Origin of the sequence: Exiguobacterium sp. OS-77, from assembly GCF_000414195.2 — a bacterium.
GTDB lineage: Bacteria > Bacillota > Bacilli > Exiguobacteriales > Exiguobacteriaceae > Exiguobacterium_A > Exiguobacterium_A indicum.
Window position 1 is genome coordinate 1,677,558 of sequence record NZ_DF239008.1, and the last position, 22,965, is coordinate 1,700,522.

The 22,965-nt window shown below is 45.3% G+C and carries 26 protein-coding genes; 12 read left to right on the forward strand and 14 right to left on the reverse strand.

Annotation, left to right across the window (positions count from 1 at the left end; translation table 11 throughout):
- The first annotated feature begins 16 nt into the window (after positions 1–16).
- Both EXG77_RS08475 and EXG77_RS08480 read left to right on the forward strand, forming a co-directional pair.
- Positions 17–1,630: an ABC transporter substrate-binding protein gene (locus tag EXG77_RS08475; protein WP_238987932.1), complete on the forward strand. Its 1,614-nt coding sequence runs from the start codon at positions 17–19 to the stop codon at positions 1,628–1,630.
- Between the two features lie 139 nt (positions 1,631–1,769).
- A complete protein-coding gene (locus EXG77_RS08480) occupies positions 1,770–2,909 on the forward strand; it encodes a globin domain-containing protein (RefSeq protein ID WP_035397521.1) in 1,140 nt (379 codons plus the stop codon).
- Positions 2,910–2,958: 49 nt separating this feature from the next.
- Here the strand turns inward: EXG77_RS08480 and EXG77_RS08485 are convergent, their stop codons facing one another.
- On the reverse strand, positions 2,959–3,699 hold the full coding sequence (locus EXG77_RS08485) for a sugar nucleotide-binding protein (protein WP_035397524.1): 741 nt from the start codon (positions 3,697–3,699) through the stop codon (positions 2,959–2,961).
- Positions 3,700–4,501: 802 nt separating this feature from the next.
- Between EXG77_RS08485 and EXG77_RS16435 the strand changes: the two genes are divergently transcribed.
- On the forward strand, positions 4,502–4,720 hold the full coding sequence (locus EXG77_RS16435; RefSeq protein WP_203229912.1) for a hypothetical protein: 219 nt from the start codon (positions 4,502–4,504) through the stop codon (positions 4,718–4,720).
- 394 nt (positions 4,721–5,114) lie between these two features.
- On the opposite strand, the gene EXG77_RS08495 is transcribed toward EXG77_RS16435, so the two are convergent.
- The gene (locus tag EXG77_RS08495; RefSeq protein ID WP_035397528.1) at positions 5,115–6,314 is read right to left on the reverse strand and encodes an MFS transporter; all 1,200 of its coding nucleotides are present in this window, start codon (positions 6,312–6,314) and stop codon (positions 5,115–5,117) included.
- A 175-nt stretch (positions 6,315–6,489) separates the two neighbouring features.
- Here EXG77_RS08495 and EXG77_RS08500 point away from each other — a divergent pair, with 175 nt between their 5' ends.
- Positions 6,490–6,807, forward strand: a complete 318-nt coding sequence (locus EXG77_RS08500) for a hypothetical protein (protein WP_035397530.1) — start codon at positions 6,490–6,492, stop codon at positions 6,805–6,807.
- A 46-nt stretch (positions 6,808–6,853) separates the two neighbouring features.
- Here EXG77_RS08500 and EXG77_RS08505 read toward each other — a convergent pair whose 3' ends face one another.
- The gene (locus EXG77_RS08505) at positions 6,854–7,789 is read right to left on the reverse strand and encodes a cation diffusion facilitator family transporter (RefSeq protein ID WP_035397532.1); all 936 of its coding nucleotides are present in this window, start codon (positions 7,787–7,789) and stop codon (positions 6,854–6,856) included.
- Between the two features lie 172 nt (positions 7,790–7,961).
- Positions 7,962–8,867: a methyl-accepting chemotaxis protein gene (locus EXG77_RS16630; RefSeq protein ID WP_023468202.1), complete on the reverse strand. Its 906-nt coding sequence runs from the start codon at positions 8,865–8,867 to the stop codon at positions 7,962–7,964.
- Between the two features lie 261 nt (positions 8,868–9,128).
- Between EXG77_RS16630 and EXG77_RS08515 the strand changes: the two genes are divergently transcribed.
- Together EXG77_RS08515 and EXG77_RS08520 are read left to right on the forward strand one after the other, a co-directional pair.
- Complete coding sequence (locus EXG77_RS08515; RefSeq protein WP_035397534.1) at positions 9,129–9,545, forward strand: hypothetical protein; 417 nt, start codon at positions 9,129–9,131, stop codon at positions 9,543–9,545.
- A 136-nt stretch (positions 9,546–9,681) separates the two neighbouring features.
- On the forward strand, positions 9,682–10,257 hold the full coding sequence (locus EXG77_RS08520; protein WP_023468200.1) for a hypothetical protein: 576 nt from the start codon (positions 9,682–9,684) through the stop codon (positions 10,255–10,257).
- Between the two features lie 25 nt (positions 10,258–10,282).
- On the opposite strand, the gene EXG77_RS08525 is transcribed toward EXG77_RS08520, so the two are convergent.
- On the reverse strand, positions 10,283–10,477 hold the full coding sequence (locus tag EXG77_RS08525) for a hypothetical protein (RefSeq protein WP_035397536.1): 195 nt from the start codon (positions 10,475–10,477) through the stop codon (positions 10,283–10,285).
- A gap of 548 nt (positions 10,478–11,025) precedes the next feature.
- Here EXG77_RS08525 and EXG77_RS08530 point away from each other — a divergent pair.
- From EXG77_RS08530 to EXG77_RS16440, 3 genes are all read left to right on the forward strand, one after another.
- On the forward strand, positions 11,026–12,906 hold the full coding sequence (locus EXG77_RS08530) for a hypothetical protein (protein WP_145981729.1): 1,881 nt from the start codon (positions 11,026–11,028) through the stop codon (positions 12,904–12,906).
- A gap of 12 nt (positions 12,907–12,918) precedes the next feature.
- Complete coding sequence (locus EXG77_RS08535) at positions 12,919–13,779, forward strand: ATP-binding cassette domain-containing protein (protein WP_035397539.1); 861 nt, start codon at positions 12,919–12,921, stop codon at positions 13,777–13,779.
- A 410-nt stretch (positions 13,780–14,189) separates the two neighbouring features.
- Positions 14,190–14,396: a hypothetical protein gene (locus tag EXG77_RS16440; RefSeq protein ID WP_203229913.1), complete on the forward strand. Its 207-nt coding sequence runs from the start codon at positions 14,190–14,192 to the stop codon at positions 14,394–14,396.
- 87 nt (positions 14,397–14,483) lie between these two features.
- Here the strand turns inward: EXG77_RS16440 and EXG77_RS08545 are convergent, their stop codons facing one another.
- The 3 genes from EXG77_RS08545 to EXG77_RS08560 form a co-directional block, all read right to left on the reverse strand.
- On the reverse strand, positions 14,484–14,732 hold the full coding sequence (locus EXG77_RS08545) for a hypothetical protein (protein ID WP_035397544.1): 249 nt from the start codon (positions 14,730–14,732) through the stop codon (positions 14,484–14,486).
- A gap of 247 nt (positions 14,733–14,979) precedes the next feature.
- Positions 14,980–15,372, reverse strand: a complete 393-nt coding sequence (locus EXG77_RS08550; protein WP_035397546.1) for a DUF3139 domain-containing protein — start codon at positions 15,370–15,372, stop codon at positions 14,980–14,982.
- Between the two features lie 489 nt (positions 15,373–15,861).
- Positions 15,862–16,611 (reverse strand): SDR family oxidoreductase, encoded by a 750-nt coding sequence (locus EXG77_RS08560; RefSeq protein ID WP_035397548.1) that lies wholly within the window; start codon positions 16,609–16,611, stop codon positions 15,862–15,864.
- Positions 16,612–16,693: 82 nt separating this feature from the next.
- On the opposite strand from EXG77_RS08560, the gene EXG77_RS08565 reads away from it, so the two are divergent.
- Positions 16,694–17,101: a MerR family transcriptional regulator gene (locus tag EXG77_RS08565; protein ID WP_035397549.1), complete on the forward strand. Its 408-nt coding sequence runs from the start codon at positions 16,694–16,696 to the stop codon at positions 17,099–17,101.
- Here EXG77_RS08565 and EXG77_RS08570 read toward each other — a convergent pair.
- Entirely contained in the window at positions 17,071–18,144 is a 1,074-nt protein-coding gene (locus tag EXG77_RS08570; RefSeq protein WP_023468189.1) for a low specificity L-threonine aldolase, read from the reverse strand. The genes EXG77_RS08565 and EXG77_RS08570 overlap by 31 nt on opposite strands.
- Positions 18,145–18,268: 124 nt before the next feature.
- On the opposite strand from EXG77_RS08570, the gene EXG77_RS08575 reads away from it, so the two are divergent.
- Together EXG77_RS08575 and EXG77_RS08580 are read left to right on the forward strand one after the other, a co-directional pair.
- Positions 18,269–18,946: a hypothetical protein gene (locus EXG77_RS08575; protein ID WP_023468188.1), complete on the forward strand. Its 678-nt coding sequence runs from the start codon at positions 18,269–18,271 to the stop codon at positions 18,944–18,946.
- 197 nt (positions 18,947–19,143) lie between these two features.
- Positions 19,144–19,437 (forward strand): hypothetical protein, encoded by a 294-nt coding sequence (locus EXG77_RS08580; RefSeq protein WP_023468187.1) that lies wholly within the window; start codon positions 19,144–19,146, stop codon positions 19,435–19,437.
- Positions 19,438–19,490: 53 nt separating this feature from the next.
- Here the strand turns inward: EXG77_RS08580 and EXG77_RS08585 are convergent, their stop codons facing one another.
- The 5 genes from EXG77_RS08585 to EXG77_RS08605 form a co-directional block, all read right to left on the reverse strand.
- A complete protein-coding gene (locus tag EXG77_RS08585) occupies positions 19,491–19,985 on the reverse strand; it encodes an Imm64 family immunity protein (protein WP_162236800.1) in 495 nt (164 codons plus the stop codon).
- 66 nt (positions 19,986–20,051) lie between these two features.
- Entirely contained in the window at positions 20,052–21,188 is a 1,137-nt protein-coding gene (locus tag EXG77_RS08590) for a diguanylate cyclase (protein ID WP_023468185.1), read from the reverse strand.
- A gap of 134 nt (positions 21,189–21,322) precedes the next feature.
- Positions 21,323–21,568, reverse strand: a complete 246-nt coding sequence (locus tag EXG77_RS08595; protein ID WP_023468184.1) for a phage holin — start codon at positions 21,566–21,568, stop codon at positions 21,323–21,325.
- Positions 21,565–22,200, reverse strand: coding sequence for a M15 family metallopeptidase (locus tag EXG77_RS08600; protein ID WP_035397553.1), 636 nt, complete (start codon positions 22,198–22,200; stop codon positions 21,565–21,567). Before EXG77_RS08600 ends, EXG77_RS08595 begins: the two co-directional genes overlap by 4 nt.
- The gene (locus EXG77_RS08605; RefSeq protein ID WP_035397557.1) at positions 22,200–22,955 is read right to left on the reverse strand and encodes a helix-turn-helix domain-containing protein; all 756 of its coding nucleotides are present in this window, start codon (positions 22,953–22,955) and stop codon (positions 22,200–22,202) included. The genes EXG77_RS08600 and EXG77_RS08605 overlap by 1 nt, the downstream gene beginning before the upstream one ends.
- Positions 22,956–22,965: the final 10 nt, after the last annotated feature.

Genomic DNA, 22,965 nt, shown 5'->3' on the forward strand with positions numbered 1-22,965 from the left:
GGATGCTTATCTTTTTATGTTATGGAAGACTTGCCGAAATGGACACTACTCGATTGCGACGCTTGCCGACGCCATCCATCTCAGTCCTAAACAAACGAAACGATATCTCAATAAATGGCAGGAAGACGGCTGGATTGGTTACACAAGTGGTCGCGGACGAGGCAACTTAAGTGAACTCGTCTGGTTGCGTCACGTTGAACGGGAATATGCGAAACGGATGCTCGAGCGGATCGATCGCGACTCGATCGAATCAGTGACGGAGGAATTGACGTGGGACTGGTCGCCGGCGCAAGCAGGTCGCTTCATGCGGCAGCTCGAACGAAAATTCGGCTATACACAGACGACGTCTGATGCGTTATTGATTCCTCGAAAACGGAATTTCCTGACGACCCACCCGTTAGAAGCAGCGGATATCCATAGTGCCCATCTCGTCCAGAACGTCTTCAACCGCCTGTTTACGATCGACGTCGACGGCAATATTCAAGGTGAACTGGCGCATCACTATGTCTGGAACGGGACGACGCTCAGTCTCTTCTTACGGAAGGACGTCCGCTTCCATGACGGCTCGCTCCTGACGAGTAAAGAGGTGACGAAGAGTCTGCGTGCTTTGATCGCCTATCCGGCTTACGCTTATTCCTACCGGCACGTAAAACAGATCGTCTCGAACGGTCCGTACCGGGTCGACCTCACACTCGATCAACGCCGGAGTTCGATTTTGCCGCAACTTGCCTCGATACATACGAGCATCATCAAGGATGGCATTGGAACGGGACCGTTCCAACTGACGCAACATGACGACAAGAAAACCGTTCTGACAGCGTTCCCGCATTACTTTGGCATCCGTGCCCTGCTCGACCGGATTGAGTTCATCCAGATGCCGGAGCAATATGACCCGGTCTACCGGACATCGGTCTCTGACTCTAGTCCGATTGATACGATCGCGACACAATCCGGGTTTGGTCTCGTCTTACTCCATCCACGCGCCGGTGGTCCGTTTGAATCAAAAGCCGCGCGACATTATATCCACCGGCTCGTCGCGGAAATTCGTGGTGGCATTCATGACTTCCATGAACGGGCACAACCGAACGACTGTGGTTTTCTTGAGTCCTATAGTCAACCGTATACTGTCCCGGATGGTCCTGCCGTCTTTTTCACGCAACCGATCCGAATCAAGCTGACTGACTTTACGGACAAGGTGACACGCTGGCTCTGTCAGCGATTTGATCAAGACGGGATTCCGTATGAGTTCGTCGAGGTCGGATTTGAAGAGAGCATCACGGATTTTCATGCCTACGATACGATCGATCTCGCCATCCATGCCGAAGTGTTCGAGCGAAATATCCAGTACGCCTTTTATCAGTTCATGACGAACACGTTCTCACCACCGATCCGACTGTTTCAGCAGATGCCAGAGATGTTGAAATCGATTGAACAATATGACGCGACACCGTTCGAAGACTGGCTCCCGATCCATCAAACGATCGAGCGTTACTTGATCGACGAATCGTACTTCATCCCGTTCTATCACGATACACGACTGATTCCGTATCCGATCGAGTTGCAAAACATCACGATCGACTCGTTCGGTTACTTTGATTTCTCGAAGCTCTGGATCTCCAACCAATCGTGACGAATCGTTGACGAAATCTTGACCTGCTTGTGACAAAACGCACGATATCCTTTAATCTAGTATTTTAAATGTTGTATTAAAGGTGAGGCTGCGAAATACTAAGACTGTCTTCATTACTTAGAGAAAAGGAAGTGGTCTTATGTTATCAACCTCTACCATTCAAATCGTTCAATCGACTGTTCCAGTCCTCGCGTCGCACGGTGCCGCGATCACGAAAGTCTTTTATCAGCGCTTGTTTCAGGCTCATCCGGAACTGAAACACGTCTTCAATCAATCGAATCAACGAAGCGATCGTCAATCGCAAGCACTCGCGACCGCCGTGTATGCCGCTGCTGCCCACATCGATCGACTCGAGACGTTAAAGCCGGTCTTATTACCGGTGCTCCATAAACACCGTAGTCTACAAATCAAACCGGAGATGTATCCCATCGTCGGACACGAATTACTCGGGGCGATGCAAGATGTCTTAGGACAAGCCGCAACGCCAGAAATCTTGCACGCGTGGGGAGAAGCATATGGGGAGATTGCCAATCTGTTCATCACGCTTGAAGCCGAACTTTACGCACAGGATGAACAAGCAAAAGGTTTTTCCGGATATCAGACAGTCGAGATTTCGGATGTCGAGGAGCAAGCGAGTGGGATTCGCGCCTTGACCTTCCGCAAGGACGGTCCACTCCCCGCTTATCGAGCCGGACAATACATCACGGTGCGGATTCAAGACAAAGATGGCTTATGGCACAATCGTCAATACAGTCTGACGACGGCATCGAACACGGAGACATATACGATTGGTGTCAAACGAGAAGGCATCGTCTCGGACTATTTACATGCAGCGCAAGTCGGTGACACGGTGTTCATTAGTGCGCCAGCGGGTGCTTTTACACTCGATGCGTCAGACGAACCAGTCGTGCTGATTGCCGGTGGGATCGGGATTACACCGATGCTTGCGATGGCTGACGAAGCGTTAGCTGCTGGTCGACAGGTCACGTTACATCACGCTGTCCAAGACGAACGCAATCGTCCATTTAACGAGCAACTTGCCTTGCTTGAGCAACGTGGCGCACGCGTCATTCGTTACGCAGAACACAAGGCAATGGATCAAGAGGGTCGCCTGCCGAAAGACGTTATCGCAGGTATCACGGATTCGACATACGTCTGTGGTCCGGAAGCAATGATTCAATATGTGATCGAACACTTCACGGCGTCACCCGACAAACTGCATTACGAAATCTTTGGACCAACGCTTGCTTTTGCAGCAGAAACTCCAGTTGCACAATAAAAAACATCCCGCTCTCTTTGACACGTGTCAAGGAGAGCGGGATGTTTGATTAGAGGGGCAATCGTTCTGACAATGGACGGACCAAGACGACGTCCGTTGCCATTCGGTTATCACGGCGTGGTTCATCGACCGGTTCGATCGTCCAGTTTTTCGCATGAAGCGTATTCAAGGCACGCGCTAAGTCGTACATCGAATAACGCTCGTTGCCGTTCAACTGATAGAGCCCTGCTTCCTGTTCAAGTAAAATCGTAACGAGCGCTTCTGCCGTGTCCTCAAGTAGCGAACTCGACGGATACCAGTTTTGACTCGCTCGAATGACGCCGTGCTGTTTCATCTCGTTCATGAAGTAGTCGACCATATTGTTCGAACCAGCTTCCGTCCCGATCTGCCAACCGATCCGGACAATCTTCGCTTGTGGATTGAGTGCTTGAATTGCTTGCTCGCAAGCAATCTTGTAGGCACCATACTCGTCGGTCGCGTCCGGTACCGCGTCCTTGTCAATCGGTGCCGGCACGTCGTCTGAGAAGACAGACACCGTGCTCGTGAAGAAGAACGGAATCGCATATTCTTGGCACAAACGGACGAGCGCTTCCGTCCAACTGACGGACCCCATCCCGATATGTAAGAAATAATCTGGTCGTTCCGTTTCTAAAAACGTGCGCATCGCGGATTCGTCAGTCGTCGAGACTTTCGTTCGGTCCCAGGCGACTGTCTCGATGTCGTGCTTTGCTAAGACGTCCGCAACGACGGGTGCTACCGTTCCGTTCATACCTGTAATGATTGCTTTCATATAAATACCTCTTTCCTTAATATATAAAAATAGTAAACATTTAGTACGATAAAGAAGTTTATAATAATTTTTACATAATTCATTAAAATATTTTATTCAAAGGAGATTAGATTTGATTGAAGGTAGCAGATCGGCTCAGTAGAATTGTCGTTATCTTTACACTTGTAAGTTTCATTAGTTTCTCACTTAAATTTTTGCTTAGGATTTATTCAATATCGTTTTCTAATATCTACTTAGGTAAGTTGTTGATTAGCGAGGAACAACTGTTAGCAATAGCACTAATTATAAACACAATAATTATATTATATTTTTTATTTAACTATTGTTATTACGAAATGCAAGCATTTTATAACATCAAAGAAACAAAACTTAAACACGAACTCGAAGAAAAAATTGATGAACAATACACAAAAATCTTTAAGGTAATGAGTTTTTGTTTAAAACTATCCTTATTTATTTTCTTATTACGTTCGTTCATTCTACCTCTACTTCTTTACTTAATAGAATTAGATTTCATCAAAGATATTCGTTTTATCATTTTTATTATTATATTAATAATAATAAATTTATTTATTTTCTACATAGAAAAAAATGATAAAACAAGTTACAATCTCAAAAAAATAATTAGAAAAAAGAACTGTATTTCATATTATTTTTAGTATGGATAATTTCTGCACTATTATTGAGTTCAATTGGAATAACTCAATTTTCTAATCCAATTTTACGAATAAATTTTATTGAATCTAACAATAAAAAAAATCCTGAAATCTCGTTTAAATTTACGGATCGAATATCAAACAAAATGCCTAACAAAATTGAATTATTAATAATAACTAACACTAATAATTCAGAGAGTGAAATTAATTTGTCACCATCAGATTTTTTCAAAACATTCACAGAGATTAACGTAAATAAAAATCAAAAATCTTTATTAGATAATTATTTTAAAAATGATGAAAAATTTTTTGACATTAACAAAAGTAATGTTTCACTTTATAAAAAATTGAATTACCAAAAATAAAAGATTCAGGTTCTCTAATCATTACTTTTGATGAAAACAATCCACTCGAAAATAAGAAATCCTATAAAATTGTAAATGATTTTTATATTGAAAATAATAAACTTCACTTTAACGAACCTAGTATAAAAGTAAATTTAAAATAGTTCATCAAAAAACAGCTGACAATTTTCTAATTAAGAAGATTTGTCAGCTGTTTTAGTCATTACTCCGAAACGCCTTCCGTTTCCATTCGGCGCCACAGTACATTCAAAAAGACCGTCATCCCACTAATCGGAATCAAAAACAATAACGCTGTGATCCATAAACTCTCCATCGACTCCACTCCTCATCGTTCATTTCTATCTCTAGTGTACATAAGCGCGAAACCGCTTACCTCCACCTCAAGGCGGATATTTCATCCGACCTTGTCCTGTCGTACCTCAGTAAAGGAAACGGTACGATGAAGAAGTAACCAGACACTGGTCATCACAAGACCACTTAAGGCAAAGAACAGGAAAACGAATGAGATGCTGAAGAACGACGTCAAGTACGACGAGAGACCGTAACAGAGCGCAGAACACGCCGTTGATGCTGCGACCATCGCCGTCCGGACCCGGCCGAGCAAATGCGCAGGCGTCGAGCGCTGCAACAAGGTCGCAAATGGAATCCCGAATAACGTCAGCGCCATCCCGAGCAAGACGAAACCGCCAACAGCCACTGGGACGAATGAGACATAGGCGACGATCGCAATCGCAAGACCTTGCAAGACGACGGCAAAACGAAACAGTTTATCCTGTCGTACGGAGGCGACCCATTTTCCGTAAAGGAGCGACATCGCGATTCCCCCGATCACCGTCGATAGTTCGAGTGCAGAAAACGTCTGGGCATTTCCCAACAAGACATCCTTGGCATATGGTGCAAGTAAAGTATTCATTGGTGTGATCATCCAGTTTGCAAGGATCGCACAACCGAGGATCCATTTCAGGCGACCGTCACGGACGACGTGACCGATCCCTTCGAGCAACGCTTCGCGGTACGAACCATGACGCGCTCCTTCTGCGACTTGCCCTGTCATATGTCGAACGAGTAACCAGGCGGCAAGATGTAGACCAAGATCAAGCCATAAGATACTCGTAATCGAGAAATGGGCAATCATCATCCCACCGAGCAAAAATCCGCTCAACGTACCGATCCGCTCAATCGTTGCAAGATACGCATTCGCTTGCGGCAATTGGTCATCTTCGACTAGATCAACGACCCACGTGAAGACGGCATTGCCACCAATGATTTGCAGAATCGTCTGCACGACGAGTAAGCCGAGTAACCATGGCAAGACGATGTTCGTCAGACCGATTCCCGCTAACGCGATCCCAAGCGCAAGCAAGCGAATGAGTAGCGACGTTTGATACAACGATGCACTGACGAATCGATCGATCCATGGTCCGACGAACGTTGAAACGAGAAAACGAATCAAAAAGACACCAGTCGCAAGCAAGGCGACGCCAGAAGCACTAATCTCTTCCGCACTCACCCAGTAGATTGCGATATAGACAAAACTCGTCCCGACGGTCGATAACAAATCCGAGACATACATAAAACGAAACGCACGCGACATGATGCATTATTCCTTTCCTAAAACGACTTCTTGTCTATCTTACAATTTTTCTCAATTGCTGCCCATTCTTTTTTCGTCATCACATCGTCATCGTCTGTTAAGGCATTCTTACCCGTCTGTAACAGAGCCGACATGTTCATTCGCTATACTAAAACGCATAGGGAGGTGAAGATCCATGAAAACGCAAACGCGTTATGACTATGAAACCGAACAGGAACAAGTCGACGTCCCATCCGAGGCACGTCTAGGCTACTACTTTCTTTTGATCGTCCTGCCGCTTGGTCTCGCGCATCTTGTCCAGTCGCTTGCTCCTTCGCCGGATCAACACCACTCGTCCGTATTGACGGGTTTGACGTTCTTATCCATCGTCTCTTTCATGTACTTAGGTAACCGAGCTGCTGGAAATGCCAAAACGACCTTTTTCGGATACTCGATGTTCTTGAGTATCAGTCTGTTCGCGACGCTGTTTCTACCAACGGTGCCGATCATTTGAGCATAAGCAAACGAGCACCCGTCCGACTTGGACGCGTGCTCGTTTTTTAATGCGTATGCGATTCGTGTTTACCGTCACAATACAACGTATTACCGTGCGCATGCTGATCCGTTTCGACCTGGATCGTTGCATGGTTAATCCCGACGTGTTTTAAATCGTGATCAATCTGTTCACGAATCGACTCCGATTCCCTGACGGTCATGTCCTCATTGACGACGACGTGACACGATAATGCGTTATACCCACTCGTGATCGACCAGATGTGTAGATCATGTAATCCGAGGACGGCTTCGTTCGTCTGAATCGTCGAAACGACCTCATCGATATCGACGTCGCTCGGCGTTCCTTCCATCAAGACGTGAACGGATGCCTTCGTCACGTAATAGCCGCTCCGTAAGACGAGGATCGCAACGATGACACTTGCCAGTGGATCCGCCCATCCCCAACCGAAGAACATGATCAGAAGAGCAGCTGCAATCGCACCGACCGATCCGAGCATGTCACTTAACACATGTAGATACGCACCGCGCATGTTGAGGTTGTGTTCATGTCCACCGCCGCGCGTCATGATCCAGGCAACGAGAATGTTGACGAGCAACCCGAGGACACTGATGATCAGCATCCCGGTCGTTGCGACAGCGGGTGGATCGATGAAGCGTTGAATCGCTTCAATGAAAATATAAAGGGCGATGACGATCAGCGTCACACCATTTATGATAGCGGCTAAGATTTCAAAGCGTTTTGAACCGAATGTCTTACTCGCATCCGGTGCTTGACTCGAGAACTGGAAGGCTAACAGGGCGATCGCGAGTGAAATCGAATCACTTAACATGTGCCCTGCGTCCGATAACAACGCGAGACTATTCGTCCAAATCCCGCCGATGACTTCGACGATCATGAACGCGGTGATGATCAGGAACGATAAGAGCAGTACCTTTTTATTGTCGGTATGATGATGGTGGTGGTGATGATCATGTGCCATGACGTTGCCTCCTTTTACCTTACATTCAAACGTATATTTGAATTATAACGTGCCTCCGTTCTGTGGTCAACGGGCTCATCTGTTATATCCCACGCCTTTACTCTTCTAAAACGACTCATCTGACTAAACAAAAAAACGATGGCTCATTACCATCGCTTTTTCCATATCCATTTCAAATAAACGACCGAAAATCCTCTGTTTGCTGCTCGAGTTGTCGTGCGACCTCTTCGATCGCAGTAAAGCGTTGCATCGTTTCTTTTACCGTCACAAGGCTCGACGCAACTTCGAGATGGGACGCTTCAATCTTTTTCATCATCGCCATGATTTGACGGTTCATCGTTTCCGTATTCGTGCGTACTTCGACGACTGCACTGCCGACTAAATCCGATAAGTTTTTGACTTCACTGGCAACGACGGTAAAGCCTTTACCGTGTTCCCCAGCCCGTGCCGCTTCGATTGCCGCATTCAAAGACAATAAATTCGTCCGGGCCGCAATCTCCTTGATCGTATCAGCAATCTTCGTGATCTCGATGGCTTGGTCATACAGTGTTTCGAACGTCTGTTGGTTTTCTGCCGTTTCACTCGCGATCGTAGTCATCGTCTCTTGAAGCTGGTTGCCCTCTTTCGATCCTTGAACCGATTGCAAATTCAGTCCTTCAGCAAGCGTCTGGAAGCTTTTCGCATATCCTTGCACGCGGTCGATCCGGTCCGTAATGTTACTCGCAATCTTGACGACACCGACGACCTCTTCTCCTTCAAAAATCGGCATGTAGGTTGCTTCAAGCCACAAGATGTCGCCCCGGGCATCGACTCGTTTGATTTTATCCGCTGTACTGAAGCCCGAAAACAGACGTGTCCAAAAGTCCTGATACTCACGGCTGTTCGCGAATTCTGGTGTGCAAAACGTATGGTGCTGTAAGCCAATCATCTCGTCTCGTTTATATTTCATCGTTTTCGCAAACAAGTCATTGACGTCGACGACGCGTCGTTGGCGATCAAAACAGATCATCGCGACGTTTGCTTCAAGGCTCGACAAAATCGCTGGTGAGCGTAGCGGTCTCGGTAAGGTTTCATTCATGGTGTCATTAACTCCTTCTATGTATCGTTCATGTACTAAGACAGTTTTTCAAAAGAACAATCTGTACCTATCTATCGTCATCGATTGACCTTTTTTATAGCTGAATCGGCGATTATTCAAGTTGTTTTTCACGAAAACGAAATCACTTCGATAAAAATATTGTGACAGTTACAATCGATACACCATGGCATTGTCAAAAAGCGTAGCAGATGCTACATTTATTTATGTAGTAAATACTACATATTTAAGGAGGAAATACAAATGACACATGATAAGCCCCCTCTATTCTCGAAAGGACAATCTATCGTCTTGGTCGTACTTGGTGCAGCATTTTGGTTCGTCGGTGCCCTGTCAGTCAGATTCGGATCTGGAATCGGCATGTTCGAAAATGTTGGAAACGTGATTGCCTTCCTGATTGGTTTACCGGTTTCGTGGATTTCCGTCATCATCATAAAAAAAGTTGCATGCTTGAATGCTGAACAGATGGTGCCAGGTGTCAGTCTCGGACTGTTAGTGGCTACGTTCTTAGACGGAATCGTTCTAACGTGGGGCACATCGCTATATGGAACGGATCCCTTACTCGTCGGACGTGGGGCAGCATGGATTCTTTGGGGAGTATTCGCCTTTCTTGCTTCTGCTTTCATCGAGGCGAGGCGAATGGGAGATAAAATGATCTGAGGCGATGAAATGTGTTCTACAGGACGACAAATAACGAGCGTAGACCGTCGGACTAATCCAACGGTCTATTTGTGTTAAAATACAGTCGAACACAAATATATTGGAGAAGAACAGACTATCATCGGAGGTGACCAGCATGGATTATGAAAAAGCATCTCACAAGTTCCAACACCGAAAGCAACAGTTGACGTTAAAAAAAGAAACGGTCATCGAGCGCGTATGCCGGCGTTATAATGCAATCGAAATCCCGAAAGACGACATCTCGGATTTAGTGAATGATGATCAACTCGAATACGATGCCATCTTTTGCTGCTTGAAGATTGATGACGCTGCTATCTTGGATTCGCTTTTCACGCCTAAGGAATTAGAGGATTTCGAGTGGGAGATTCAAGATAACAAAAGGAGAAACCGACGATACCGATATGCTACTCAGAAAGAAGCAGATTATAATCAATTGATTCTCGATGAGATGGAAGGACGCCGGATTGATATCGTCTTAGAGAGTCTCGATGGTACACACATCACCGGTTTTTTAGTCCGGAATCAATCCGAAGTAATCGGCTCTTACTTATATGCTCTCGTCGGCGGTGCATATTTTGCCGATTCTGACGTAAGAGACCTCGTCATTCGTGCGCGAGAATTGACGGAAGTAGAAGTCGAGGAATCGTATCGTGATTACCTTGAAGATTTAGTTCGGTGGGGTCATATTTAAAAAGAACGATGGACTTCATATGAAATCAATCGTTCTTCGTTTGCGCTTCGATTTTTTCGTTCCGAGCAGCCTCAAAGTTGCGATAAATCGTAAATCCTACTAAACCAATCAACCAGATAATGCCATACCCGAGTTCCCAGTCGAAGCCGAAATACAAGATTGACGACGTGATGACGACAATCAGGATTAAGCGAATGCTCGACAGATGATATTTACTCATGATTTCCCACCTTTTCTACCGCCACCGAAGTAGATGTATGTCACAAATAGAATTAACGTCCACGTAAAAACCGCGAATATGATTTTAAGTAAGCCGTCAGGCAGTATTTTTGAGATATATAACATGGTCATTAGGATTGAAAACGTTAAATGGTTATTTCTCATTTGTGTAGAGAGCTTATCTCAATTGAGCAGTACAAGTAGTACCGCGACGAGTGCGAGGAGTGCCGTTAGGAAGAAGAACGGAACGTTTCTCATGTAAAATGGTGTCGTATCTTTTTCTGCCCTCATCAGAATCCCCTCCTCATATATGTATAAAGTACCATAAATAATACACTTCTTCCTATTTCTACATCAATATGCCATCATGAGATGAGAGTCATCTGATTGGTGCTTCTTATTCTATTATCTTTTCGAATACTATTTCCACATATCGAAAGAGGTGTCACTATGCCAGACCTCATTCTCAAAAGACTTCTCCCCTTCTATTCGGTGCGGATGGTGAAAAGTCCGTTCTATATTTGCACGCTGCTATTGTTTCCTTTCTGCATGGCGATGAAAATATTGGTTGATCTTCAAGAAGACTACGTCTATATGGATTATTCCGGATTATTAAATGGGGTAGTTATCCCAATACAAGGAATGATGCTCCTGATTTCCGTTTATCTGTATCGTACGGTATCGGATGAAATCCACTATCGCCACAGTATACTTCTGCCGAAGATTGTTCAAATACAGTACCAACGGATCATCGCTCTTCTCTTAAATCACGCTGCCTTTCTGATTATGACAATCTCTACTGGATTAATCATGTTACTAATATATTTTCAGATACAACGCATTCCTTGGTCAGACTTTCAGATCAGTTTGCTCCGTCATGCACTCACATTCTACTTTTTACCCCTTTTTCTTGCTGCCTTATGGGGAATCAACTGCGCTTTACTCTTTGGAAAACGAAAATCTGGATTACTTGGTCTTTTTCTTGTTTGGATCTTAATTGGTCCTTTGAACACAGAATTTTTCTCCGATTATTTTTATGCGGGTGGTCTGTCAGATATTCGAAGTCTCTTTTTCATCGGTCCGCTTCAACCTGGCAGTATTTACGCCCAATTGACTGGTTTCATTGAAAACGATGCTCTTCTACTGAAGAACGGGTTACATATTCTGTTCCAGTGCATCCTCTCATTATTTCTGATTGGAAGATGGCAATCACGAACTGCGAAGCGTATGATGACGACAGTCTCGTCCTTCATCTTATGCAGTCTTCTGTTAACACTCTCACCGTTTGCGCTAGCAAATGATCAACTTGTATTTGATCGAAGCTTTGACAATCAATTATCCGCACGACATATACAATCACCTGCCGATCACTTCTCGAATCAAGATCTGGATTTCACTATACAGAAGATACATTTAAACATCACGCGGCAGACGCATTATCTTCTCGCTGACGCGACTCTATTGATTCATTCTCGTGACACAACGTCGACTCGTTTATCCCTATGGCGCGAATATCCCGTACAATATGTCGAGGTCGACAATCGACGTGTACCGTTTGAACGACAAGGCGATTTCCTCTCTTTCAAAACGAACGCATTAACCTCTACTCAATCGGTTAGGATTGGTTATCAAATCAAAAATAGCGCCTTTTTTCCGATCACAAGTGATACATGGTATTTACCTGCTTCCTTGAATTGGTATCCGGTACGTCAAGCAGATCCAATTAACCGGGTCGGCGTCGAGACTCTTGATTTAATTAGAGATCGGCAAGCTGTCGTGGACGTTACAATCGAAGGTGACCTCCCAAGCGATTTCGTGACGAATTTGACAAAAACAGGTCGGACATTGACCGGTCGAGTAGCAGGCGTGACACTGATGCGTGGTGGTCTTCAGGTTTATCGCCAGAAAGACAAACAACTCATCACGGACAGTTCATGGTCGGAACCAGACAATTACTGGTCACCTGTCTATAAAACGTTATTACAAGTTGATCGCATCGTAGCACGTAGGTTTCACAAAGAGTCTGTTTTTCCAGACAAAATCATCTTGCTTTCTCCAAATCTAGAACGTGACAGCTATCGTGATGACGCCCATTTGCTCTTACAGGTCGGTACGACACTTCGAATAGACAAGGCAATTGATGAAGTCATTTCTGTTTATATTCCAAGCATCCTCTGGTCGAATGCTTCAGGTGACATCCAGACCCATCCAAAATGGCGTGTGTTCAATGCAGCACTCGCTAATTGGGTACAAACAGAGATGGATATGGAAGCGAGCGACATCGATCCGTTTTTCTTACAGCAATCGAACCTAGAGATGGACCAAATCGAACAATGGATCAAAGACTATACCGACCTTGATCATGAGAAACAACTGAAATTACTAAAAACATGGTATGTCGAATTGAGTCATTCGGCGTCTATCCATTAGGAGGGGAATCATTTGATCGAATTGAAACAGGTCACGAAATCCTATCGAAAAAAACACGTCCTTCATGAGCTATCGCTTAAAATCGAAGGAGTCTATGGTTTACTCGGCCCAAATGGCGCTGGCAAAACGACCTTAATGAAAATTTTATGTGGATTGACCTCTTTATCAAAAGGTGACATTCAGATCGATGGAAGATCTGTCATGAAGCGAAAGTATGCGGATGTAGCACGTCAAGTCGGCTTCTTACCGCAGGACTTTAATATCTATCCGGAATTGACAGCAAAAGATGTCCTTCTTCATTTGGCTTTACTCCAGGGGATTTCAGGTGAAATGGAACGACTCAAACGCGTCAACGAAGTCCTTCAGCGCGTGAATCTTCTAGAACATGCTGATACATACATGAGAGAACTTTCAGGAGGCATGCGTCGACGTGTCGGAATCGCCCAGCTACTCTTGAGAAAACCGCAAATCCTGATTTTTGATGAACCAACAGCAGGACTCGATATCGAGGAACGCATCCGCTTTCGAAATCTCTTACGTGAACTCGGTGATGATCATACCATCGTGATCTCATCTCATATTGTTGAGGATATCGAGTTCTTATGCACAAAAATCGGTATCCTGCGCCAAGGAAACATTCAATTCGAAGGTACACCGCAACAACTTAAATCAAAGGCGAATGGATATCTGATGCGGACAATCATCCCGACAGAGTGTCTATCGTCTTGGATGAAAGATAACCGTGTCGTTCATCTCATCGAACATGGCAATCAGATTGAAGTCCGGTACTTAGAGGAAATGCTCCAACCATCTTCAGATGTAGAACCACGCCTAATCGACGGCTATCTAAAAATCATGCGTGGGATACAATGAACATGCTATTCATGATCAAGCATCTCTTTTTATTCGATTGGAAATTGCATAAATCAGCGATTTTGCTTCCGGTATTCATGTTTTTCATTGTATTTGCTCATAGTGTGACAGCTTCTACATTATCCAGTTTACATGTTTTGCAAACCGCGTTTCTCCCTTGGATCGCGTGGACGATTATCCATCATCTACACCCCCTATTTAGTGAGGGAGCGCGCGATACGCTTTTACCGTATTACCGGAAAAGGTTCTTCATCGACAGCATACGGTATACTGCTATTTTTTTGAGCATGTATATCGTCTTGATCGCAATGATTCTACGTCATAGTGATACATTATCACCCATCGTTTTCATTCATCATGCGTCACTCTTTTTATTTTTCTTGTTTTTCGGAATGACATTAATCTTACTGATGAAAAACTTTGAGTACGCTCTTTCCATCCTGTTGATGTATACCTTGATCGAAATCGTCACAAAAGGGCAGTTCATGCCCTGGCCACACGTGTTTCAGTTCGAATCATTCGAATTCGATCCGTTGTACGTCTCAAAAGTAGGTCTTACATTCATCTTTTCGATTCTCTTTATGTCGACTGGATTGTTTCAAATGTACCGTCGCTGACTCACCTTTCACACTTCATACGTTTTCATTAAAATAAAAATCGAGTCCATTCATGTAGCTCATGAATGGACTCGATTTATGTACCTCTTAACATTCGTCTCTCATGTTCAATGATTCTGCCGAGCGAATTGTAATTTGTTTTGTAGCATCATCGATGGATATGACACAATCCCATGTCGGCTTTAATTGCAAGATGTTCTTTTGATCCAACCACAAGACCGCAGTCAGTTCGATGAAGTCCCCCATCACTACCATTTTTCTCGCCTTCTCATCAATGACGACATATAGTTCATCATCCAAGCTGATTTTCCAACCAAAAAATTCACTAACGTTCACTTATCATTTCCTCCAAACAATCTTTTATCATCCGATTCAATCTCCCATTAATACGAAATCTTCCATTTGTTCCGCGCGATCAATACAACGATCAGAGAAGCCAATAAAGATATTTTAAGCGTTGTATCACTGATTACGTGAAATCCGTAATGAAGTGAAAAGAGTACCATGAGTAGCGCAACGACGCTTCCTAAAAAGATCATATTTTTCATTTTGTCACCTCACTTCCATTCTTGACTACTTGCTGTCAATACTCTGAAATATACCGTCCTTCTTGTTTGTTCGTAATTTGTTCGCCGTCTTTGAATCCCGTGACTTTAAAGCGATGAGATCCCGATCGATAAATCTCATATTCATTTTCCGGTTCATCTTGGAACACGACCTGCGCAATGAATTCACCCGTGCTCGTATCGTATCGAATTTCCTTGTTCTTCACATATGTCATATAATCCTGTTGCTTCAGATAATGATCGATTGCCTGAGTGACTTCTTGTTTTTCATCATAGTAAAACGATTTATAGGCAGAAGCACCGATGATGCCCACTCCTAGAATCATCACTATCTTAATCCATACATAAATTCGTTTCATACCATCACTCCCGAGTAGAAATAAGAAAAATATCGTATTTCCAGATTCCATTCCCCTTGTTTTAAAAACTAGATATGTATAAACTAATATAAGACCACAAAAAAAGGAAGTTATTTATGATAAAAAAATCCATAAAATACTTTTTATTGTCATTTATGTTACTTGTTATCATCTTGAATCTCTTGAATGGTCGAATGATTGAAAATGAGCGATTAACGTTAGCCGTGAACATCGCTATCGTGCTGATGGCGTTATTTTTTATCAGCTTGAGATTTTCAAAGCGAAAACGTAAATAGGATGCTTATCGCTCTAAAAAAGTACGTAAAGGTGGTTAACTCGTGGGGCAATTCATGATTTTCGGCGCCTTGATGAATCTTCTGATCATTGGCGCAGTCGTCTATGTCGTATGGAAATTAGGAAAAAAACTCTTTAAAAAATAAATGATGGATGTCCCTTTTTGATTCATTGCTGAAATTCGTATCAATTATGCTTACATAAACAAGTTCCCTTTCTCATTCGAAAAAGGGACCTTGTTCTATTTTATCCTGCGTAGTTGAACAACGGACCACGCAATTCGAACTCATACGTCTCACCGTCGACGATGCCGACGATCGCGTCACTTTCGATCAACTGATGCAGGAAGCCTGCCATTTCAGCTGCCGTATGGTACTTCTTGACGTTCTTGCTGTAGTCGAACCCTGCTTCGCCGCGCGAACGATCCGCAAACTCTGTCTCAGTCGCAGCTGGTGCCAGTACTTTCGCCCGGAGTTTTGCCCCACCTTTTTGCAGTTCTTGCGCGAGACCCTCTGTGTAAGCACTGACATAGAACTTCGTCGCGCAATACGTGACCGCGTTCGGCACGATCCGGTAACCGCCTGCTGACGAGATATTGACGAGCGTCGTTCCGTCGACGTCATGATGATCGCGGACGAACAGACTCGATAGAATCGTCAGCGCCTCAATGTTCAAGCGAAGCATTTTCTCGATTTTCCCGAGCTCAATGTCCTGGACAAGATCAAAATCGCCGAATCCGGCATTGTTGATCCACGTCTCGATGTCGAGTTCCTTTAGTCCATCATATAAATCATGGACGTTTTGGTTATCGGCGAGATCGACCGACTTGAGGATGACATCACTATCTGGTGAGATTTGTTTGACTTCATCCCGAAGTTTTTCGAGCTCAGACGTCCGTCGCGCGACGAGAACGAGTGATTTTCCTTTTCCTGCGAGTAGTTTTGCCGTCTCATATCCAATTCCTGAACTTGCTCCTGTAATGACCGTGTACTTCATGTAGCATATCCCCTTTTTGATTTGGTATAGTGAGAGTCTAATCCTTAGAGTGAACTCTAAGTCAAGCAGAAAGGTGAGATGTATGTATACGATTTCTGAAATCAGTCGATTGACCGATACGAGTGCCCATACGATCCGCTATTACGAAAAGGAAGGGCTACTGTTTCCGAAGCGCCAGAACGGTCAACGTCGTTATGACGATCAAGACGTAACATGGCTTCGGTTCGTTCTCCGCTTGCGCGAAACGCATATGCCGATCGAGCAAATCCGTTCTTACGTGACGCTGTTTCTTGCTCACGGCGAGCAGGATACGACGCAAGAACGGCTCGCATTGCTTGAAGCCCACCATGCGAACGTCTTAGCACAACTGGCAGCATTACAGGAAACGGAGCGAATGATTGCAGAAAAAGTCGACACCTATCGTCGCCTCCATCCTACAATTCCCGCTCCTGATGTTGTTCAATCCTCGGAGAACGCCTCCGTCAATTGACGATAGACTGTTTCACGTTCGTCAGGCGTCAACGTAAGAAAACTATCGCCGATGTTGACTTCCGTCGCGCAGCCGCTCTCTTTCTCAACTAGATAACCAGCGATACCTACTTTTCCGTGCGACTGGATTTCAACCAATTTTTCCTCGACGACTGCTTTTTCTACCTTGAAGTAGAGATGAAACATGTTCGAGACTGGCTCTTGGGGACGAGTCGAGATGCCCGAAATCGCATTCAATCTGCTCGCAAGCTCCTTTGCGGCTGCATGGTACTCTGCCATGCGGTCTTTTCGTTGTTCATAATAAAAATCGGCAGACAGAATATACGGATATAGACTGATCAAGTCACCGCCGTAGCGACGTTTCCAGATCCGTGCCTCTTGGCAAAACGGTTCTGGTCCAGCTAAGATTGCTCCTGCGACACCGCCGAGTCCCTTATAAAAAGAGATATAGACACTGTCAAACAGTTGCGCGATGTCCTTAGCTTCTGCCTCATAATACGGTAAGACCTCAAGTAAACGGGCACCGTCCAAGTGAAGACGGATATTCTGTTTGCGGGCATACGCACAAATCACTTCGAGTTCTTCACGCGACGGAAGCAATCCGCCGAGTTCGCGTTGTGGTAGTTCGAGTAACAGACAGCTGACGTCCGGCAAAGCTTTGACGTCGTCTATCGTCATCATCCGATCGGCTTCTCCGACTAGTATTGGTTCTATCCCGTGCAATTTCTTTAAGCCGTCCTGTTCATGAATCTCAAGGTGACAGAGCGGGTGATAAGCGACCTTACGATTGTTCTGTTCATCCGACCAGATACGTAGCGCAATCTGTTGCGCCATCGTGCCACTCGGGAAAAAGACCGCATCGTCGTGTCCGAGTAAGTCTACCATCTTGCGCTCAAAGGTCTTGATTAATTCGCCGTTACCATAGATATCGCTCATTTGATCGGCAGCAACGCCCTGCAACGCTTCTTGTAACACGCCGACCGTCCGACTACCATGTCCATCTAAACGTTTCGTCGTTTCTTGGTAACTCGTTCGTAAATCCATCTCTTTCATTCCCTTCTAAATCAATGACTATTTTTTGAAAAAATCAAAATATTCCCTCTCCACTTTTGCTATACTGTGTAGCGAAAGTCTGTTAAACGTACTCGTCAAAGGAGGTGTCCCTATCGTGAAAACGCTTCGCACTCGCCTATTACTTCTTATTCCACTTGTCTGTCTACTACTACTTACCGTGCAACAATTCGTCCCGTCGCTCTATACGTCACTTCTTGGACGAATTGATTCAGCAACGAATACATATTGCGTCGACCGTTGCGGTCCAAAGGAATCGATCTTCGATACGATCGAAGAAGGAACGTCTTATGGTGAAAGCACGGTCACGATGAGCGAAGTCGATCCACCAGCTCCATGGTTCCGGACAGGGTTCGATTCTTCGGTGACGACACCTCCTTATCTTCTCGTACTATGTCTCGTTCTCCTGTTTTGTAGCTGGTTTTTCTGGCAATATCTCCAGTGGTTGCGTCGACCGCGTATCGATCCATCAGGGTATGTGCTTCCGCCACGATTTCCAATCTTCATTTATGAGACAAAAGACCTGCCTGCTGACTCGATTCGAAAACAACTCGCTCACTTTAATGCACAATTGCCGCTTTCCTTACGACGCCGGACCCACGAGACAGTAACAGAATGGTTCGACCGGATTGCGTTTCCATCTCCTGTTGATCCGCTCTACTTTGAAGTGCGATATGGGAAAATGCCGGTCATCTCGACACATCAATTGACCTTCTTCGTTCAAGCGATGGAGCGATATCTTCGGAACTGCCAAGTCCAGTCATCAATTTCTTGAATCTAGTCGCCTTGCGCATTGAAGCTTGGCGGTTTTTTTGTGTTTACAGATGTGATTGCTCTTGAAAAAAGATTTTAGAGGACTTTACAGACTGAATTGACTTTTTTTCAAAATCAGACGATTAGTTGCCAGAAAACTGGGTAATATAGACTATAGTAGAGAAAAATTTTTCAATTAGGAGAGTGAGGTGAGAGAAGATGATCAGTGCCCAAGAAGCCTATTACATTAAGAACGAATTGAATGAGAAATTTGTAGATCCGCGGATTTCCTGTGATTTTTCAATCTTTTCGCTTGAACCGTTCCAACTTCTCTTACACGTACAAGAAGATGTCGATGAACTTAGTACTGAAATTCGCTATGGTTTAAGCCGCAAGATTCGGTCTCAGCTCACACAACTCGATGCACGTGTCGGGGGTGTTCCCGTCAAAACGGTCTACATCATATCGGCACCTCTCATTTCCGATCGATCGTATTGCGTCATCTTACAATGAACTTTAAAATACCCCGTATGAGAAGCAAACTCTCACGCGGGGTATTTTTGTGTTCATCGGTCTGTAAAACCATCGATTTTCCATGCGTTCTTTAAAAAAGTCTGCTCCTTGGACCAATAGACAATCGCATATTCTTGATTGATGCGTTCCCGTTCTGTTATCAAATGCTCGATTTCTGCATCAAAATCACAATAGGCATATAAAGCATTCGATCGATTGGCAATCCTCTGCATATCCTCCATGAAAATCGTCTCCTGCTGATCGAGTGACCACGCAGTTAAATTCTCTTCTTGAAAACCGAATTGAAAACCGAAACAGTCTGGTTCTTTTTCAATCGTCATTCGAACAGGTATTGTCGTTAAACCATGATACGCAAAGAAAACGAGCGAGGCATTCCCGTAATGATGACTCAGCAATGGACGCCAGTCTTTCGGAAGACCTTTTTCCTCGCCCCAATGTGATCCATCAATATCCGTCGCGTAACTGTATCCGAGAACTCGTATGTCTGAATGAAATGCATCCAAGACCGTTCGAGCAGCGTTTTCCATGTTTTCCGTTTTTTCAAAAACAAATCCTACCTGTATCACCATTCTTCATTCCCATCTGATTATGCATTACCCTGCCATGTCACCGATTTGGTTCCGACCATTCTCTTTCGCCCGATACAACGCTTGATCGGCTTGGTCGATCACCTCTTTTTCCGTCGTCTCTGCTCCAGGTACGAGCGACGTCAAGCCAAGACTGACACTGACCCGGCAAAGTGGTTCATACCGTTCATGTACGATATTCAAATCGAGAATGTCCTGACGAATTCGTTCTGCAATGTGCCGGGTTTCTTCTGCTCCACGCGACAACAAGACCGTGAACTCCTCCCCACCGTACCGTGCGACTTGCCCATGCCGTGCTTGACGCTTCAAGACGCGGGCGACTTCCTTTAAACATTCATCCCCTTTTAAATGACCATACGTATCATTATACGATTTAAAGGCATCGACATCGATCAAAATCAGGGAGAGTGGTGTCTGCTGTTGTTTGGCTTCTTCGAGGAGATGTTCTAATCGTTCATCGAACGCCCGCCGATTCGGGATACCGGTCAAGGCGTCGTGAAGCGAACGATGAATCAAGGCTCGTTTACTGCGTTCCATCCGAAACGTCTGGATGAAGGCAATCAAGACAAGAACGGCAATGCTTGCGACAACGACGATGACCCATTTCGCAGCACTCGATGCTTGCTCGGAACGATTCGTTGCTTCGGCGATGATTCGGTTGACGTCCGTCCGTAGACGGGCATCAATCGGGCGAAACGTCTCGATGAACTGCATCCCTTGATAACGCTTTGCCTCAGCGGCTGCTTGATCCCCGTTTCGAACGAGTGCCAGTTGGGCATCATAAAATCGGATGGCTGTCTCGATCCGGGGAATCGCTTCCGTTCGGACGAGCTTTCGCATGATCGGATGATTCTCATCGAGTTGATTGAGTCGTTCGACCGTTTGATCTAGCCGATCAATCGTCCGATCATACTGCGCTAGATCCGCCTCGTTCGGTGAGAGGATGTAACTGCGAACGACCAGTTCAAGATTTAGTAACGCCGGAAACAACTCCGCTGCTTCCGTCGAGATCGGAATCGCCTCGTTTAAGATGCGTGCATTTTCTCGTTCGATTTTCAGGAAAGCTTGATAACTCCAGACGCTTGTAAACAATAGCGCACAGAGTGCCAAAAACAAATAGCGCTGCAACGTTGACCATTTCACAAAAAGACCGACCTTTCTTTCTCTTTCTAATTGACTAAAGTCTATCCCTTCTATCGGTGTCTTGAAATCAAACTGTTAGTCGTTTGTATGAAATAATGCCCGTTGCTAGCACATTCCAAACGCTTCCAGCCTTCTTAATCGGTCAGGGATGTGTTTTCCAGCTGTTCCTGTGACTGCCTTCGTCTCAGTGCTCGTTCTGTCACATCATTGTTCTTCCACCAAGCGACGAGTAGACCGACCAGTCCGATCAGACCCGTCACGAACCGTTCGACGTCACTTGACGATACTGGCAATGCTGTAAAACCGAGCGTCGGTAAGAGTAACTCAAGAAAAACATAGAGAGGAATCAAGAGGCGGATCCACGCCTGAAGACGAATCATGGGGACACCGGAAAGAGACGACGCCATGTTTGCGGACCAACGATCCCGTCAGCGACTAGACGACACGTCTGTTGGAACGTTCGAACGGCGTGCGTCAATCGGGCATCAAAGACTCCCGTCACCACAAGTCCCAAGCGTTTTTCAAGGGCTCGGACGAGTTCCGGTGCTTGGATTTTTACCCGGAGATAGCGTCCTTGTTTTGGAACGTGATGGCGGGCAAGACTGACATGATCGTACAGTTCAAAGTGTGGGTAGTCGGGAAAACGAGACCAATCCCCTCCCCAGTCCATTCCGCGTCGTTTCATCGCTGCAACGATTCGTCGGAGTCGCGCATCTGGTGGAGAAAGGAATACTGCTCCGTCTTCGTAAAGGAAGACATCGATTGCGACACCGAAGTTATGGTTCGATTGTCCGCCGCGGGCTTGCGTCACGATGGGTCCTGGTGTCGTCCGTCCTTTTGCATACAACGCATTCTGTTCCGCGATGCTTCGAAAGCTTTGTGCTATACCGAGTTTGATCCCATGCGGATACAGCTCTCGAATCGCGTCACGCGCGATCCGGACGACAGACGGATGCATGCCCGGAACGGATAGTTTTTGATTGGCACGTCGGAGTATTTCTTCCAGTTGCATCAGGCTCCCTCCCTTGTCAGTCCTTGTAATAGTTCAGCAATTTCGATGTCGTCAGGTATGATTTGGTTCTCCTTTTGGTGTGCTTCATACGCTCGTTGCGTTGCTTTTTCTTGTTCTATCCAATTCGGTAATTGAAATAATGAAGTGTCTCTTCTTGAACGTTTGGTTATTCGTTTCCGCCGTTCAGCCGGTAATCCAGTCGCGAGACGCTTGACGACTTGCTCGATGTAACCAAAATGACGACTGTTCGCCCGCGCCGCCTCTTCGATCGCATACTGGATGCGCTCAATCGGATGGTCTGTTGCCAGCTGTAGCAATTCCTGCTCGATTCGTGGTGTCGCCTTGCCGAGATTCGTTTCGTACTGCTGCATCAGTTCCTTTTTTAAAGTCGTATTCTTCAAGACTTCTTCTTCGGAGGCAGCAGAAACCTCGGGGGCAGTCGTCTCGTGACTCACCGAGGACGGTGTCTCGACACGGGGCAGGACACGATAAGCATTCGAGGTCTGTCCTCCGTGTTTCGTGAACCGTTCGACTTTCTCGATCCGACCGCTTGCGATCAAGGACTGGATACATGACTTAACCGTCGATTTACTGCACGGGACAGCGTCGGCAATCGTTTGATAGGACGGGAATGCTTGACCATCCTGACCGCTGAAGCTTTCAAGGATCAGGTAAATCATCTTTTCATGGACGGACACAAATGCCGTCCCGCTCCGTAAGAGCGTATGGGGAACCGGGAGATATGGGGCTTGCATGGTGATTCCT